The 15,570-nt window shown below is 48.8% G+C and carries 16 protein-coding genes; 5 read left to right on the plus strand and 11 right to left on the minus strand.

Going from position 1 to position 15,570, the window contains the following annotated elements; translation table 11 throughout:
- Positions 1-70: 70 nt before the first annotated feature.
- Positions 71-1,021 (minus strand): sensor histidine kinase, encoded by a 951-nt coding sequence (locus ACEVJL_RS15020; RefSeq protein WP_374738295.1) that lies wholly within the window; start codon positions 1,019-1,021, stop codon positions 71-73.
- A 66-nt stretch (positions 1,022-1,087) separates the two neighbouring features.
- On the opposite strand from ACEVJL_RS15020, the gene ACEVJL_RS15025 reads away from it, so the two are divergent.
- The 5 genes from ACEVJL_RS15025 to ACEVJL_RS15045 are packed head-to-tail and all read left to right on the plus strand — an operon-like array spanning position 1,088 to position 3,319.
- A complete protein-coding gene (locus ACEVJL_RS15025; RefSeq protein WP_374738296.1) occupies positions 1,088-1,294 on the plus strand; it encodes a DUF6017 domain-containing protein in 207 nt (68 codons plus the stop codon).
- Positions 1,295-1,342: 48 nt separating this feature from the next.
- Positions 1,343-1,711 carry a DUF7768 domain-containing protein gene (locus ACEVJL_RS15030; protein WP_256319204.1) on the plus strand — a complete coding sequence of 123 codons (369 nt, stop codon included), beginning with the start codon at positions 1,343-1,345 and terminating at the stop codon, positions 1,709-1,711.
- On the plus strand, positions 1,698-2,024 hold the full coding sequence (locus tag ACEVJL_RS15035) for a DUF5720 family protein (protein WP_374738297.1): 327 nt from the start codon (positions 1,698-1,700) through the stop codon (positions 2,022-2,024). The genes ACEVJL_RS15030 and ACEVJL_RS15035 overlap by 14 nt, the downstream gene beginning before the upstream one ends.
- A gap of 10 nt (positions 2,025-2,034) precedes the next feature.
- Positions 2,035-2,460, plus strand: coding sequence for a hypothetical protein (locus ACEVJL_RS15040; protein WP_374738298.1), 426 nt, complete (start codon positions 2,035-2,037; stop codon positions 2,458-2,460).
- Positions 2,450-3,319 carry a hypothetical protein gene (locus tag ACEVJL_RS15045; protein ID WP_374738299.1) on the plus strand — a complete coding sequence of 290 codons (870 nt, stop codon included), beginning with the start codon at positions 2,450-2,452 and terminating at the stop codon, positions 3,317-3,319. The genes ACEVJL_RS15040 and ACEVJL_RS15045 overlap by 11 nt, the downstream gene beginning before the upstream one ends.
- 70 nt (positions 3,320-3,389) lie before the next feature.
- Here the strand turns inward: ACEVJL_RS15045 and ACEVJL_RS15050 are convergent, their stop codons facing one another.
- From ACEVJL_RS15050 to ACEVJL_RS15095, 10 genes are read right to left on the minus strand one after another with little or no spacing between them, the layout of a single operon-like run.
- Positions 3,390-3,770, minus strand: a complete 381-nt coding sequence (locus tag ACEVJL_RS15050; protein WP_374738300.1) for a rhodanese-like domain-containing protein — start codon at positions 3,768-3,770, stop codon at positions 3,390-3,392.
- Positions 3,767-4,300 carry a GDSL-type esterase/lipase family protein gene (locus ACEVJL_RS15055; protein WP_374738301.1) on the minus strand — a complete coding sequence of 178 codons (534 nt, stop codon included), beginning with the start codon at positions 4,298-4,300 and terminating at the stop codon, positions 3,767-3,769. The genes ACEVJL_RS15050 and ACEVJL_RS15055 overlap by 4 nt, the downstream gene beginning before the upstream one ends.
- Before the next feature lie 33 nt (positions 4,301-4,333).
- Positions 4,334-5,626, minus strand: a complete 1,293-nt coding sequence (locus ACEVJL_RS15060) for an McrC family protein (RefSeq protein ID WP_374738302.1) — start codon at positions 5,624-5,626, stop codon at positions 4,334-4,336.
- A 30-nt stretch (positions 5,627-5,656) separates the two neighbouring features.
- Complete coding sequence (locus tag ACEVJL_RS15065) at positions 5,657-8,938, minus strand: AAA family ATPase (RefSeq protein WP_374738303.1); 3,282 nt, start codon at positions 8,936-8,938, stop codon at positions 5,657-5,659.
- Complete coding sequence (locus ACEVJL_RS15070; protein WP_374738304.1) at positions 8,935-11,232, minus strand: DEAD/DEAH box helicase; 2,298 nt, start codon at positions 11,230-11,232, stop codon at positions 8,935-8,937. The genes ACEVJL_RS15065 and ACEVJL_RS15070 overlap by 4 nt, the downstream gene beginning before the upstream one ends.
- A complete protein-coding gene (locus ACEVJL_RS15075; protein WP_374738305.1) occupies positions 11,229-11,576 on the minus strand; it encodes a hypothetical protein in 348 nt (115 codons plus the stop codon). Before ACEVJL_RS15075 ends, ACEVJL_RS15070 begins: the two co-directional genes overlap by 4 nt.
- Positions 11,577-11,894: a phosphoribosyl-ATP pyrophosphohydrolase gene (locus ACEVJL_RS15080; protein ID WP_374738306.1), complete on the minus strand. Its 318-nt coding sequence runs from the start codon at positions 11,892-11,894 to the stop codon at positions 11,577-11,579.
- A gap of 50 nt (positions 11,895-11,944) precedes the next feature.
- Positions 11,945-12,247 (minus strand): hypothetical protein, encoded by a 303-nt coding sequence (locus tag ACEVJL_RS15085; RefSeq protein WP_071429292.1) that lies wholly within the window; start codon positions 12,245-12,247, stop codon positions 11,945-11,947.
- A complete protein-coding gene (locus ACEVJL_RS15090; protein WP_374738307.1) occupies positions 12,247-13,197 on the minus strand; it encodes a PD-(D/E)XK motif protein in 951 nt (316 codons plus the stop codon). The genes ACEVJL_RS15085 and ACEVJL_RS15090 overlap by 1 nt, the downstream gene beginning before the upstream one ends.
- The gene (locus ACEVJL_RS15095; protein ID WP_071429294.1) at positions 13,197-15,362 is read right to left on the minus strand and encodes a Z1 domain-containing protein; all 2,166 of its coding nucleotides are present in this window, start codon (positions 15,360-15,362) and stop codon (positions 13,197-13,199) included. The genes ACEVJL_RS15090 and ACEVJL_RS15095 overlap by 1 nt, the downstream gene beginning before the upstream one ends.
- Positions 15,363-15,570 lie beyond the last annotated feature (208 nt).

A 15,570-nucleotide genomic window follows, 5' to 3' on the forward strand; every position in this document is an offset into this window, starting at 1 on the left:
AGCCGCCCCTTTTAGGGACGGCTATAATATAACAAATAGATTTGGATTGAGTTTGCATAGAATATGGATTTTAGATGGAGTTGAATACCGATTGTTTGATAGGCAGTTTACTCCAGAATAGAACGCCGCTTTTCGTGTTTTTAATGCCGTACTCCGCATGGTGCATTTCCATGATTTTACGAACAATATAAAGGCCCAAACCTGTTCCGCCAGTATTGCGATTGCGGGAAGTATCAGTGCGGTAAAACGCTTCAAACAAATGAGAAAGCGCATCCTCCGGTATGTGAACTCCTGTATTTTCAACGTCAAAACAAACGACATTTTCAGCCTTGGCTAAAGATACTCGGATCAATTCCCCATCCGGAGAATATCGAATAGCGTTGACTAAGATATTTTGAATTGCCCTCTCCATTTGAGCCGGTTCTACTTCACAGGAAAGCCGGTCAGGAATAGTTACTTCAAGTCGTTGCTTCTTTTCTTCCAGCAAATCTGTTACGGTGGCAATCTGCACCCGAACCAGTTCCGCAAAGTCAACGGTTTTATACTCAGATTTCTGATTTCCGTCCGCTTTAGAAACATACAATAGTTCTTCGACGAGCTTTTCCATCCGTTCAACAACAGAAAGGGAGCGTTCCATGTATTCTGTATGGTTTTCATATCCGCTAATTTTGTTCAGCATTCCGGCCAAATGACCTTTCAAGATTGTTAGAGGTGTTTTCAATTCATGGGATGCCGCAGAAAAAAATTCTACCCGCTGGCGCTCTAATGCCTGTTCTTTTTCGATGTCCGCTTTAAGCTGCTCATTTGCGGCTTGCAGATCATTCAGCGCAGTTGACAAGGATGCGGACAAAGAATTTAGATTTTGAGCCAGACAGCCCAATTCATCTTCTCGCCCCATACTGCATTGGCCGGAAAAATCCAGTGAAGCCATCTGCTCTGATACCTTGCTTAACCGAACAATAGGCTGGGTAATATACCTTGCATAGACCAAGGAGCATAAAAGTGACAGCACAAAGATCATTAGAAGAACATACGGGAATATAGACCACAAGACCTCTGTTGTCTGCTGAACGACGAATAAATCCGCTTGAACTACCCCACCGGCTTTGTGCAGCAGCGGTTTGAGCAGATCACTTCCATGCACATTGAGAAGGTCATGGACGGCATCCGGGAGAACACCACCCGTGTCTGGAACACCAGGGCCTATCTTCTGGCGGCGCTGTTCAACTCTGTCTCCACCATCGACAACCACTACACGATGCTGGTCAATCATGATTTTCACAGCGGTCCATGATGGGCCGCTTTTTTGCTGCCCGGACACGGGAGAAAGGATTTGATTGTTATGAAACGACCCCTCGCTTACATCACCGCCCCCTGGAGCGATAACGAGTTTGAGAACACCGAAACCGCCGCCAAGTATTGCAGGGCGGTCTATGAAGCCGGTTTCTCGCCGGTCTGCCCGCTGCTGTTCCTGCCGCTGTTCCTGGCGGACAGCATCCCCCAGGAGCATAAGGACGGCATCGACATGGCGCGTGACTACCTCCGCCGTTCCCATGTGCTGGTGGTCTGCGGTGATACCGTGGATGAGAGCATGAAGAACGATATTGCCATCGCGGAGCGGCTGCGGATCACCGCCACTACCCTGGACGGCATCCTGACGGTAAAGGGCCAGGGCCGGGAGAAAGGAGGCAGCAGGCATGAAAGAGGTTGAGCCGCTGAGAACTGTGACCATGCGTGAGCTGATGGAGGATCTGCGCTTCAGAGCCGGGGCGCAGAACTTCAAAGGCCACGACTTCATGGATTTGGCCCGGTTTGACGAGAAAACCCAGCACATGATTATCTTCGACGTGCTGACCCACGATTCCCGTGCGGGATTCAAGGGAGATCGGATGCGCCTGTTCCTCTCTGACACTGGCTACCAAAATGCGCTGGAAGATCAGAAGTGCGGGAACATCATAATCCTCTCCCATGCCGGAGTTCATCACGGGTCCCTGCACTACGACAACCCGGACCCGGTGCGGTAATGGAGGGCCTATGAACAATAATGCCAAGTGGCAGTTCCTGACGGAAGAGCAGAGAATGCAGTTCCTTCTTACCTGGCTTCCAGAGTTTGAACCATTGTTTGACCTGTTTTCCGATTTCCGCAGTGGCGGATATCGCATTTTGAGTGATTTACTCAGTGATATTCTGCAGGAGAATGAGCAGCAGAAGAAACGGCAACTGCACCGCCCTGGAGACTTAACTGTATTTAACGATTTGATGGAGGCGTATCTTAGCAAGCGAAACTCCCAACACTACCGGGAGGCGGTATCTATCCGGTGCAGGGAACTGCTGAATGAGATCGTGCGTCCACAGATGGCTGTACGCTACGTGGAGGCCCTGGGCAAGCGGAACCTGCTGTGGGATCTGCTGCTGGATGCGCTGGAGCCCAATGTACTGGAGGTGTCCCATGCTGAATGAATGGCAGGAATTTTTAGATTATACGGAGCCGGTGGAGTACCGAGCATCCAGTAAAAAGGACACCACCTGGCTGGGGCGGTTTACCTTCGAAGCTCTTCGGGATTTTAGCGGTATGAACCGTATTTTGACCATCATTGCACGTGGTTTTTTGTTTCACGCTTCGGATGGTACGCTGTTGTCAGGCGATCCAAGAGAACGAATCAGTTTTGCTTACGATGGTTTGTGCGCCTGGTGTAGCATTCCGGAGGGAAACGGGAAGCCGAAAGAAGATTGGCAGCACCGCACCGATTTTGCGTCACACCACGAACAGTTTCCCAAACTAGTGGATAAGGATAGCTGGGGCTGGTTCAGTCGCCACTTCCATCAGGCTATGCAGTTTGCCACCGAGCATCCGGAATTTGTCCGTAAAAGCTATGCAGATTCTGCCGGCGAGCTAAGCAAGCGGTTTGACCGAGTATGGCGCAGCAAGGTGCTCCAATACCAAACCAAGGCTCTTTCCACCTCTACGGAAGGTGCGTGGACGATCCGCTTTGATGATATGATTGCCGATGCCCTGGAATTGGGCCCTCTGCGCCGCACAGAACCTGAACTGCCGTCGGATCTGACAGAGAGACTTGAGCAGATTCGCCCTGAGAAAATGCCTTCCAATGTCCTGCCCACCCTGGTGGCTTATTACCTGGCCAACCGCCCAGAGGACAGCGACTGGGTAGTACTCCCTGTGACCAATTTTGACTGTTACTTCGGCGATACCAACTTTGGCCGGAAGTATCTGAACCAACTTCCTCGGGAGGTCATAGAGCGGAGCAATAGTTTCGGTATTAGCCGATATCGAGTAAAAGCGGATTATCTGCCCAAATAAACGGCGGGACTGGCCAACCGGCCAGTCCCGTATTCTTTGTATAGGCGATGTAGGTTTTGTTCCGTTTATCTTACGTTTCCGTCTCATACGGCCAGGTGTTGATACCGCCGAATTCATAGATATTGGTGTACCCCAGTTCGGCCAGTGTGGAGGAAGCGGTCTTGCTCCGGTTCCCACTGCGGCAGTAGACCAGAACCGTGGAGTCCGTTTCCGGGATCACCTCGGCTGCGGTAGTTTCATCAATCATTCCCACCGGCAACAGAACAGCACCTGGGATATGTCCGCTGTCATACTCGTCCTGCTCCCGGACATCCAGGATGATGACCTCCTGGGTGTCCATCATCTCTTTGGCATCTTCCTGGGTGATCTGCTGATAGGCGCCGTCGGCGGTATTCCTGCCGCATCCGGCCAGCAACAGAAGGGAGAGCAGCAAGGAGATCATTCGTTTCATTTGAGTTCCTCCAAAAGTCCGGCGGCAAAGGCCCTGTGGCCCTGCTCTGTAAAGTGTACGCCGTCATAGGCCAGGGGGATGTCCCACTTTCCGGCATCGGCAAAGCGGATGCCCAGCCGCTCCGCCAGGGCCTGGCAGAGCCGGGCGAAGGTGCGGGATTCCTCAATGAGCTGTGGGCTGGGCACCCACTCGCCCATAGCCATTGGCGGCGGTGCAATCAGCAGGATCTTGCTTCGATCCAGAGAGATGCCAGCAAGGAACCGCTCCAGCCGCTCGGTGGCCTGCTCTGGGTTTCGCCCCTGGAGCAGATCGTTGGTGCCCAGCATGACAATCAGCAGATCCGTGTCATCAGGGAAGGCCGGGGCTGCGACGGGGATCTCCCGGCCGTTCTGCCCCATGTTGGAGATCGTCCATCCGGTCTCCGCAGCCAAGATGTCCACCCACCGGCAGTCTGCGCCATAGCGTCCACCGAAATAGCCCCGAGGGTCGTAGCCATAGGTGTTAGAGTCGCCGAAGCAGATTACCATCATCTTGTATCACATCCTCTCTGTATGGTATCGTTATCATAAATCCAGCAACTGTTTTACAGCTTCGGCCATGGCAATTGGAGAATCCAAACGCAAGGTCTGCACCTTGACCAAATTCCCGCTGGGCGAGGAATAGCAGAGAGGAACTTGCTGACCTGCCATTGCTTCACAATTTGGATAAAGCAACACTGTCTGTTGTGCCGCATATTCTTTTTGATATGCGTACATCTGGTACATATCGGACTGTGAGATACCATAGTTGTGCCACTGGGGGGATAGAAGTTTCCACTTGGTATCCAATACAGTCCGCTCGCCGCGGTTCAAATCTTCAATGACCAAGTCTGGCCGCAGGGCAAACTGCTTCCGGGGTAGTTCAAAGAGGTACTTGCCCTTTGCCTGCACATGCACACGATATTGCCTGGAGTCCAAATTCCGCCGTAGCACCTCTGCCACATAGCTTTCAAACACACGCTCCATAGGAAAGAGAAGTGCCAGCGCGGCTTCGCCGCCAGAAAAGGCGGTAAAGCTCTTTCCCTGCAAAAATACCCGGCACAGCTCCAGTAGTCGCCGGTAGTCCGCCATGGAGCGGGACTGACCGCAGCGCAGGAAGTCCTGCTCCACATGCTTGGACACCGGAACTTGATCCATGACAGATAACACAATTCGAAGATCCTTACGGTTTTGCAGGTCTGTGGCATACCGCTGTAGATAGACGGCGGTTGACTTGACCAGACGGTTTTCCGGGCAGTCGACGCTGAACACATCGTACTCCACGAAGATTCGCTCCCGATGCAACAGATTTTTTCGGATATGCTCCGAGAATACGATTTTTCCACGGACACAGGTTTCATTGTCCTGTGTTAGCGCATAATCCGATTTTAAGCCGCGTTGAATCAGCCGGTGCGCCTCGTCCAAAAACATGCGCACGAACAGATCCAGCAGGCGCATACGGGAAGTATTCAGGTGGGCGGTACGAAATGTCTTGAACGGAGCCTCCTGAACCGTTCGCAGCATGGTGAGAAACACTTTGCGAACAGCCTGGTCGCTGTCGTCTCCCTCCAGCGTCAGTTTGGGTAGGATCTCGATCTCTGTTCCGTCTCGGGTGGTGATAACCCCCACATAGTTTTTGGCGGTGATCACTTTACCCACGCTGGGTTTTGCGCTCAGGCTCATCAACTCCAGCGGCTGGGTGCCGGAACGTTCCTCCCGGTTGGAGAGAATAAACTGCTCCAGCTGATCAAAGGCGTGCTCCGGCAGAGAAATCATGCCTGCCCGCAGTGGACCGTTCCGGGTAAACCCCATATATTCCCGAATGGTATATTGTTTCAATGGAGCTCACCTCCCAATGGAATGCGACGGTCAGAGATTCCGGTATACTTCCACATCAAAGAAAGCAGCCGGATTGATATGATATGTGGGATTTACTTCAAACTCAGGTTCCACCCCGAACAGGCTTTGCAAATCCACGGGTTCCACCTTGAAAAATTGCTGCTGTTCCGGACGCTTCCTGTCCCCCAATACCAGACAGATCTTCTCATAGTCGTCATAGAAGTACTCCTGAAGAAGCGGAACAACTTTATCCCGGAAAATCTCCCCTAAGGCCTGAATAGACGGGGATTGCCGCAGAGGGGTAAAGAAAGCATGTCCCAGTGTATGCTCCCGGTCAAACAGCACCTCGATCCGGCGGTTCAATGTGGTGAGCAGGTCACTGATGGAAATGCCTTCGACCTCTACACCATCCAGTACGCCGCTGTCCGGCATCATTTCCACGAAACTGAATCGGCGCCGAAGGGCAGTATCCAGCAGAGCGATGGAACGGTCTGCCGTATTCATGGTGCCCAATAGATAGACATTATCCGGAATTCCAAACTCTTCATGGGAATAGGGCAGCTTTGCCTGCAATTCTTCCCTCTGCCCCAGGCGCTTGGACGGCTCAATCAGGGTAATGAGCTCGCCAAAAATTTTCGAGATATTGCCGCGGTTGATTTCATCAATGATAAATACATAGGGACCCTTGGTACCCTTCACCGAGGCCGCGCCCGAAAATCCATTCTTATTCAGAACATCTATCACAGTCGGAACCGTGGTATTGAGCCGATACACAGTGGACAGGGTCAAACTCTTTTCAAGGCGGAATTCAGTGATCCCGATGTTCTTCCCTTGTACCAACCATTTAACGGCTCGTAGCCGCTTATAGTGATCAAATTCTGGATGCCACTCAGGCTCTCCAGTTACGACACCAATCGCATCAATGGAGTGCGCAGTATAGCAGGAAAGAACAATATCTCCAGGCTGCATCCTGGACAAAAATGCGTTCAGCACCGTTTTACCGCCCACATGATAGTCCATATCATCCGTGATGCTTTCCCCATATTCATCCCATCCAATCCGAATACACCCGTGATTCATACAGTAATCTCGAACCGGATTGTCCCCTGTGCTTGCAAGAGACACTTTCCAGATTGTTGGGGCCTCTGAGAAACCATAGGGGTTTTGATGAGGATCTACTGCAGGAGGCTGTGCTGTTGCACAGAATTTTTTGAATACACCATCGGCAATCTCATAGGAGATGTCGCCGGAGTTCTCTTCTTGATCCTCCGCAAAAACCGGGCGGATTCCCTCGATAAAATCCTCGTAGCCGAAGGACTGGTGGAAGGTCGTAAATTCGATCCGCCCATCCTGCCGATACTGCCGGTATCGCTCCAAGACCTTTTCATGGTTTTCAGCTTGGACTTCTTCCAGCGATTTTCCCTCTATGATCGCCACCGCATAGTTGGCAGTCTGATAGGTCTTTCCCGTCCCGGGAGGGCCATAAAGGATTGTATTCTTTGCAAAAGGCATCGGATTGCTCACCTCTTTCTGCGGTAGACATTTCAGTGCATCTGCCAATTCATCACGAAGTTTCCAGGAGTATGTACCAGGCTGATCCTGGAGAGCTGTGCGGCCCACGAACAGAATCGGCCACCATTTCTGATCGTTGTTTTCGTTCTGAACCAGTGGGCAGCCTGTTTTTTCCTGTACTCTCCGGGCAAGCTGAACCATACTGCCGTTATAATGGGTAGAAGGACCTCCTAATTTCAGGCTCAACTGTTTGCAGGTTGTCTCTTCGCCTGCCTGTTGAATGGCTTTCAGAATCTGCAAATTTTCCACTGTGCAGATTGTTTTGTCCGCAAGAAGTTTTAACCACTGTTCTGCGCTGATCTCTGGATCATACTCTGACAAATTGGGCCAATAATCGCTTTTATGTAGCCGGCTTCCAAAGTAGATGATGTCATCGGTCAACAGGTGATGTTCAACATCCGGATAATATGTGCTTCCCAACTCTGATCGTTTTGTCTCGAATATGTTTAGCAACTCGCTGTCCTGCTGGACGCAGGAAAGAACCTGGTTGGCAATCTCCTGGTAGGTAAGTACATTCTGGGTGTCTCCCATTTTACAGGTAGTGCTTAAGCCTGTCTCTTCCAGAAAAGCCTTGAGCTTACCGTATTGATAAAGAAAATACCGGTCTGGCTGTGCAAAAAACAGGTAGGTACAGATCGTGCGATCCCCCTGATAATGCTGCTTCATGCTCTCTTTGAACTGATACTTGGCTAACAGGATATCTGCTCTCTGCTTAAAGTTTTGGATCTGCTCGACAATATCCGCTCCGGGAGCCAGAAGCTGCTGAAACATGGAGCGAACCGTATCAGGCTCCTTTTCTGCAAAGAATGTAATCATCTTACAGGGAAACGAGTAGTTGGTGTCCATCAGATTTCCTGCTTGGGCCAAGGATTTCTTCAGCATTTCGGCGAAATCTGACCTTTCTGGCTTCCAGTGTTCCTGGAAGCATTGAACGGCCCGCCATTTATAAGCTTCTTCCGGAAACCAGGTGGCAAAGGAGTCCTTATATTGGCTGATAACGCGATGAATGGGATCAGCAGACAACTCCCACGCCGCCATGTCCAAAATTCGATAATTTTTGAAAGAAAAGTTCGCATCCCGGAAGATCTTGATTTTCCGGCAATTCTCAATGTAGGTCTCCAACTTGCCACGGGCATCCAGATGTATCCCCAGGGCCTCAAAAATATCCTCACTGCCTACATTGCTGTTGATGACAGGGAAGGTACACGGCTTTAAGCAGTGGAGTACTACGGAGGCTGCGGCAGCCTGCATTCCGCGGAACGATTTCGTCAGCACCGATGCGGCACGCTGGTACATCTCCTCATCGTCCGTCATGTCCAGGAGATCCACGCACATCTGAATAAAAACGCGCACCGATTTCACATCGGTTTTGTTCTGAAACGAGTAGAATCCAGTACCAAACAGCCCCATATGCCCAGTGCCGGAGACGGCTTTTTCTTGGTGCTCGTATACCCCAGCTTCCGCCCGCCTTTTCAGCTCATCAATCAGGTGATCCAGTTCTTGTTTGCGCACCTCGGGCAAGTGCGCCGCATGAACCGCCTCATGCTTTTTGTCATAGCTGTGCCGCCATGTTCCAATGCACATGAGATAAATGGCATTGAGATCCTGGTAGTCCAGCGTAGCTTCATCCACATCACGATAAGCGGCCACAATCATACGCACCAGTTCATAGCTGCCGTCGTGTACATCCGGTGACAGTTCCGGAGTGCTTTTCAGTTTATTTAATATCGCTTGATTCATTTGATGGCATCCTCCGTTCGCACCTGGAACCGGCCATAGTACTGCTCCAGCTTTTCATCGCAGATTCGCTCGATCTCCTGCTTTTCCTCACGGGTCAGCTTCTTCCAGACGGATTCATCCACCTGGATCACGCCCAGTGTCTTGGTGTGGTGGAGCATCTGCATATCCTCGAATCGCTTGAAGGGGTTGGACAGGATATTCCGTTGAGCCTGGGCATCAGTATAACCGCCCTTGGCGTAGATGCTGTTGGCCTTTTCCACCACAAGCCCCGCCGCTCGGCGAGCCTCGTAGAACTCCCGGAAATAGGTGACGATATCACCGAGTTTTACCCGCCCTTTGTCATCAGCAAACAGCAGGACGGCTTTGAGCAGAACCGGCTTGTAGGAGTAGCTCATGTCCATCTGCCGCACCATATCCAGAAATAAATCCTTGCGGTTGGAGTCGTCGATCAGTGTCCAGCCGTACTGCTCCGCATATTTCCGGAGGGTTTCTTCTTTGAAATACTTGAAGGTCCGGTGCTCGCTCATGGGCACCACCAGATCGGGCACCAGCAGGCCGTCCCGGACATACCGCTCGATGGTCTCCGTCTGCACGTCCACTCTGCGGACAAACTCCATCTGGGAGATCATGCCGGCAGCTTCCTCCTGCCAGTTGAAGATGTCCACCAGTTCGTAATCCAGGGCATCTACCGGCCAGTCGATGAGGGCGTCCGGGCGCTCGCCCTTGTCATAAAGCCCCTGTTCGGCGGTTTTCTGCTGCTTTGTGCCCAACACCAGAGCGCCAGGCTTGTACTCCTTCAGCCGGAACAGCCGATGCATGGAGTAGGGCATATTGTACTGGCTGGCGTTGTCCACAAAGTCAAACACCATCAGGCTCTCCTTGCCGGGGGACAACCGCATGCCTCGGCCCAGCTGCTGGGTATAGAGTACCTTGGACATGGTGGGCCGGGCCATAAACAGCACCTCGGTGGCCGGGCAGTCCCAGCCCTCGTTGAGCAGGTCGCAGGCGCACAGCACCTTGGTCACGCCCTGTTCAAACCGGGCCAGCACCTCCCGGCGGTCACTGCCTTTGATCTCTCCGGACACGGCCTCGGCGGCCACACCAGTGTCATGGAGCCGCCCAGCGATCTCCTGGGCGTGCTTGACGGAGGCGCAGAAGATGACCGTCCGCTTGTCCTTCACATACTGGAGCCAGGTGTCCACGATGAGCTGGTTTCGCTCCGGCACGTAGATCTTGCTCTCCAGATCCCGGATGTTGTACTGGACGCTGTTGAACCGCACCTTGGTCAGGTCAATGTTGGTGTGGATGCGGATACACCGCACCGGCACCAGCGCACCGATCTCCACAGCAGTCTGGATGTCCAGCTTGTGGGCGGTGTTCTTGAAAATGTCCAGGATGTTTTTGTCGTCGGCCCGCTCCGGCGTGGCGGTCAGGCCCAGAGTGAATTCCGGCGTGAAGTAGGATAGGACCTTCTGGTATGTATCGGCGGAGGCGTGGTGGGCCTCGTCCACGATAATGTAGCCGAAGTCATCCGGCTTGAATTGATCCAGATTCAGCGCCACGCTCTGGATGCTGCCGCAGACTACGAAGGCGTTGCCCTGCTTCATGCTCTCCACATAGCGGCCCACCGTGGCCCGGGGCCACAGTTCCCGGAAAGTCTTGGTGGCCTGATCCACCAATTCCACCGTGTGGGCCAGGAACAGCGTGCGCTTGCCGAACCGCTTGGCGTCCATAACGGCGGTCACCGTCTTGCCGGTGCCTGTGGCGTGGTAGAGCAGGGCGATGGTCTCGAAGTTGCAGCGCATCTCCTCCAAAGCTGCCAAGGCCTGTTTCTGGTGTTCCTTCAGTTCCAGCTGGGAGCCGTCTAGGGATTTGCCCCGCTGGGTGGGGAGGTAGTCCTCGATCTCCTTGAAGCTGGGGTGCTGGCCCAGGAATACCCGCAGCTCGTCCTTGACGGTTTCTGGCTGCTGCTGCATCTGCCGCACCGCCCAGCGGTATACGTCCCAGCCCAGGTAGATCATGCTGTTCTGCTTGAGCAGGTCGTCGTAAAACTTGTTCTGGGAGACCAGCTTCGGGTTGTGGGAGGCCTCATCGTCGATCTCGATGGCCACCTTCCGCCCGCCGTTTTCGATCAGGAAGTCGGCAAACCGGCTGTTCTGATAGATGTCGGAGAAAGGATACTGGGAGTAGAGATAGCCGGCTTTCTCAGCGCCGAAGGTGTCGGAAAACAGCTCAATAAACAAGTCTTCAGCACTGCTGCCGGAGGCGGAGCGGTAAGTAGGCATGGAGGTCACCTCGGTTTCCTGTTAAGATATGTATCTGTAATCTTCCCGAGATCCGCTAATCGGGATTCAATGGCACCTTTGCTTCTGCCATGCTCCTTGGCGATTGCAGAAGTTGTCATTCCTGAGTCAAATTCATCCAGTAGTTTTTCTTCCTCAATATCTGTCCATGGTTTTCCGGCATTTCGGGGCAGACTTTTTTTCTTGGGCGGAGGAATCACATTCAAAATTTCATGAAAGGCTCGAATCATTTCAGGCTGATTGCATACATGGTTTTGGGGTAAAAGTTCTCCAGTGAATGGATCAATGCCATCAGCCAAAGCAGATAATAGCTCTTTTGCTCTTACAATATCCATTTAGCAATCCTCCTTTACTCCCTTCAGCAGGATTTTCTTCTCGAATCCGCCCCGTTTGGCAGCCTTGTCCGCCCGCACCTGCTCCAATTCTTCCAGCGTCCAGCCGCGGGCCTTCACGACCGCCTGCATGACCTCCAGAAGGTCGGCCAGTTCCTCGAGAGATTTACTCTCCTGGTACTCCGCCAGCTCTTCGTTTAGCTTCTGATCCAGAAGATGCATGTAGTCCTCATCAGCAAGCGTTTCGCAGACACAGGTTTTCCCATCGGCTTTGATAATTTCTGGAATACGGTCACGGACAAGTTTATTGTATTGTTTCATAGCAAAAGTCCCCTATTATGCTGCGACGAAATCTCTATTTTCCAAGTTGTTTACAGATATTTTTCTTTAAGAATCTTTGCAACACGTATGTGAGCAATATTTGAACTTCTATACAGTTCCTCCACAATTTCAGGAACAGTTCGATTTTCATAGATGCCTTTATTTTCTTTTTCGGTGTCAATTCCGTAATAATTTAAAAATGTCTTACTCAACCATCCGTGGTATGCATCAGTACGAAATAATTTTTGTTCTATCCCGGTCAAACTTAGGCCCTGAAAGAGATAGTAGTATATAATTTCTGGTATCAGATCATTAATATTTCTATGGTCAAATAAATCATATGTTTTAAACATTAATCATCCTCCTTAATCCAATTGATTAGTTCTTCTTCTGCAAATGTTGGAACGGTATCTAAGCAACAATCATATTCTGCATTAAATACGCCTTCAGGGGTTTTCTCGTTAAAGTGAGGAACATTTTTAGCATCAAAATACCGCAAATTTTCTTTCAGGTAGATTTCATCGTATTTAATGCCATAAAGCATGTCTTTGTCGACATTTGCAATTGCTGTTTCAACATGCATAAGTAAGATAAAATTGTCAACATATCTATCGCGAATTTTATCGACTAATTCTTGAAGAGATAATCCAAAGTCACTCTTACGAAACATAACAGACACAATTTTGATGTCATATAATTCGCTGAGGAGTTGGTCATGCTTAAAATGATGTACACGGGTAGGCTTCAAAGTGGATTTTATTTCCAATCTTTTGTTCTCTGTAAAAGAGAAATCAAATTTCATTCTATTGCGAGACTGCCAAAATTTAGCTATATTGCAACCGGCCTCTCCTAAATACAAAATCGTATATAGTTCCGCAAAAAGGCCCTGAAGTTCTGATTCAGATACTTTTCTCTCTTTATCAAACAATGCTGAGATAACTGAAAATAACTTTGCTAAATAAAGTTGATCTTCATCAAATTCACTTTGAGAAAATGCTTTTGTTAATCGAATAAATGCCAGTATATTTTCTTCGTCTTTTTCTTTGCATGTGAATAGATGCACTATCCTTGTAACGATTTTATCTTCGCTTTTGAAAACACATTTTTTATTAAAAGCAAATCTTAGAGAACGCGTTTCCTGACATATCGGCATAACTTTTGTGACTCGTGAAGGAATCATAAAGACTACATTGTTATTATAATCTTTTCCAAAATAGCATGTGTTGTCAACTAAAAACACTTCATACGGTTGGTCAGTTATATGTTTATCCTGTAATGCTTTTAATATCTCTCGAATTTCCATCACGCTCTCACCACCAGTTTCTCCAATTCACATGCACAGTTTTCTGGAATATATATTGCTAATGTAGGGGCATAAAAGTTTATTTCAGGTCGGTTAGTTGGTTTAACAAAGTGAATTTGCAACTGAATATGTTCCGGTTGTTTATCTGCAAGACTACGATCTCCTTCATAATATAAGGCACTGGATACATTTGGATTTCGGCCCTGAAATAGCTGGTCAATTGAATTATCATCATTAATTTTACGTGTAGAGTGTTTTGTATCCCGTACCCAATAAACATCAACGGGTGTATTCAGGTTTAATTTCAAAAAAGCTTCGTCTAAAAGCGTAAAATATCGTTTATTAAGTATTTCTCCTTCAACATATTCCAATTTTGATAGAAGTTCGCCGAAAAGTACATGGTAATCTTGTTCACATAGCACAGCATGAATTTGAACATCGTTGTGGTGCTCAAATGCAATTTTTTTACTATACTTTCTTCTAAAAGAATCAATAGTAGTTGTATTATTTTCCACTTTCTGCTTATCAAGCATAAAGTATTTTTGCGGCTTCCACTCAGACAATGCAAAATTTTCGGTTTTAGCAACATTCGCACGGGTTAATCTAAGGAAAGCACTTCGTGCAAGTTTAAAAATTCTCGGCATTTCCTTAAATGGAATGCCTCGCTCCTGTGCCCGTTCAATAGATGCCCACATATCCTCATCATGTTCAAGAATGCTGGTAAAGTCATCTTTTATATCCTTAGTTGTAAAAACACGACACACATCAAGATAGCGAGATTTATATCCAAACCACCGTGCTCGTTGTTCTGTATTGTCAACATTACTCTTACCTTTTGCGCGTCTTGTAATGTAAGTAACTGCGAGTCCTTTAATTGTTATACCACGTTCAACAAGATTCCCGCCGACAAAGATATTTGTTTTGTAATGCTCAGAATTTTCGCTGGCGTTTTCATCACTATTACATACAAGGACTGGAGAACAAGCTTTGATCCGATATAGGATCTCATTTTCAATTTCCTCAAACGGCAAACAGATGACTCCGTCAGACACAAAATTGTCATATGCCTCAACAAGTTGTTTCCGGAGAGATATATAAGAAATATCGCGGTGTCCAGCAAGTTTCGTCTTTGCTTTTGATTTCCAGTCATCAAGAATGGATTGTATTTTCACCTCAACAATTTTGTGATCATACTTTTTCTGGCTGGGGTGTATTAGCATTGCGTGATCCCCCATATCACCTCGACTTTTACGAATGGCGTTCCCTACAAAAAACATTGCCATTGCTTTATACACCGATGGTGGAACCCCAGTTCCATCAAGAAGATTTGGTTCCTTTGCCGGAATTTCATATACATATTTGTCACAATCTTCTCCGTGAAAGGTTTGTAGGCCACAATATCCCTCTCCCGGGTAAACAAGTTCTCCAAAATCAGGAGAAAGCGTATCAAATGTTTCTATAAGAATGTTAGCCTGCGGAGTAGCTGTAACAGACAGGAAACAGTGGCTTTTTAGCTTGTTTTTTAGATTTAAAACAGAGCCATATGTTTTGCTAATAGAATTCTTGTAAGCGCGCGTATTGAGGGTTGCCTGGTCGCCCTCATCATCAATAATCAGCACAGACTTGCTCGCTAAATAGGAATTTTCAAATATCTCCGCTATCTGATCAATATGCTTGTTATGTTTTAGCCCAACAATAATTACTTTATGTCCATTTTCAAGGAAATCTTTAATACGAGCTGGATTAATTAATGTCTTATTGTCATTTGTTTTTAACACAGTGAGCTTTTCTGAGTCTACATTAAATGCAGACTTAATTCTGGTCGCATTCTGTTTTAGAAGATCGAGTGTATTTCCGCCTAAAACAATAGCAATGTCATATCCATTATCAAATGCCAGCGCAAGCACAGAGATAAAATTTGATGTTTTACCACTCTGCACCTTACCGATGACTATTCCTGTTTCTGCAATTTCCTCATGAATATTAGGGTTTGGGCAATGGCTAAGAATTCGAACAGCGTTGCAGAATACCGCATTTATAGCGTCAAGGCTCATGTCATCTGCGAGCATTCTTTTCTCGACATTTGAGCGAAAATATCCATCGACTGAAATGCTCCAAGTTTTAGGCTCTTCACTATCGCAGACAGTAAGCCACTTATCCACCATTACTATTCATCTCCTTTGCGTACAGATTCAAGTATTTCATTCATTTTAAGGCGAATTGCAGACGGCTCAATTCGACCATCTGGAGAAACTGCATTCTGCGGCGCTCGGCGGCCACCGGTGCGGTCACCAGCGGCCACCTTGCGGCGCAGCGGCCACCCGTAATTAGGTGGTCATTTTAGGTTTAATCACCACGGTGTAGTGCTTTGTG

The sequence above is a fragment of the Flintibacter porci genome (assembly GCF_041925195.1).
Classification (GTDB): Bacteria; Bacillota; Clostridia; order Oscillospirales; family Oscillospiraceae; genus Lawsonibacter; species Lawsonibacter porci.

Bases quoted from the DNA above. Each gene is read 5' to 3' on its own strand.
- ACEVJL_RS15020 (WP_374738295.1), bottom strand. From the start codon at position 1,021: ATGATCTTTGTGCTGTCACTTTTATGCTCCTTGGTCTATGCAAGGTAT.
- ACEVJL_RS15030 (WP_256319204.1), top strand. From the start codon at position 1,343: ATGAAACGACCCCTCGCTTACATCACCGCCCCCTGGAGCGATAACGAG.
- ACEVJL_RS15035 (WP_374738297.1), top strand. From the start codon at position 1,698: ATGAAAGAGGTTGAGCCGCTGAGAACTGTGACCATGCGTGAGCTGATG.
- ACEVJL_RS15040 (WP_374738298.1), top strand. From the start codon at position 2,035: ATGAACAATAATGCCAAGTGGCAGTTCCTGACGGAAGAGCAGAGAATG.
- ACEVJL_RS15045 (WP_374738299.1), top strand. From the start codon at position 2,450: ATGCTGAATGAATGGCAGGAATTTTTAGATTATACGGAGCCGGTGGAG.
- ACEVJL_RS15050 (WP_374738300.1), bottom strand. From the start codon at position 3,770: ATGAAACGAATGATCTCCTTGCTGCTCTCCCTTCTGTTGCTGGCCGGA.
- ACEVJL_RS15055 (WP_374738301.1), bottom strand. From the start codon at position 4,300: ATGATGGTAATCTGCTTCGGCGACTCTAACACCTATGGCTACGACCCT.
- ACEVJL_RS15065 (WP_374738303.1), bottom strand. From the start codon at position 8,938: ATGAATCAAGCGATATTAAATAAACTGAAAAGCACTCCGGAACTGTCA.
- ACEVJL_RS15075 (WP_374738305.1), bottom strand. From the start codon at position 11,576: ATGGATATTGTAAGAGCAAAAGAGCTATTATCTGCTTTGGCTGATGGC.
- ACEVJL_RS15080 (WP_374738306.1), bottom strand. From the start codon at position 11,894: ATGAAACAATACAATAAACTTGTCCGTGACCGTATTCCAGAAATTATC.
- ACEVJL_RS15085 (WP_071429292.1), bottom strand. From the start codon at position 12,247: ATGTTTAAAACATATGATTTATTTGACCATAGAAATATTAATGATCTG.
- ACEVJL_RS15090 (WP_374738307.1), bottom strand. From the start codon at position 13,197: ATGGAAATTCGAGAGATATTAAAAGCATTACAGGATAAACATATAACT.
- ACEVJL_RS15095 (WP_071429294.1), bottom strand. From the start codon at position 15,362: ATGGTGGATAAGTGGCTTACTGTCTGCGATAGTGAAGAGCCTAAAACT.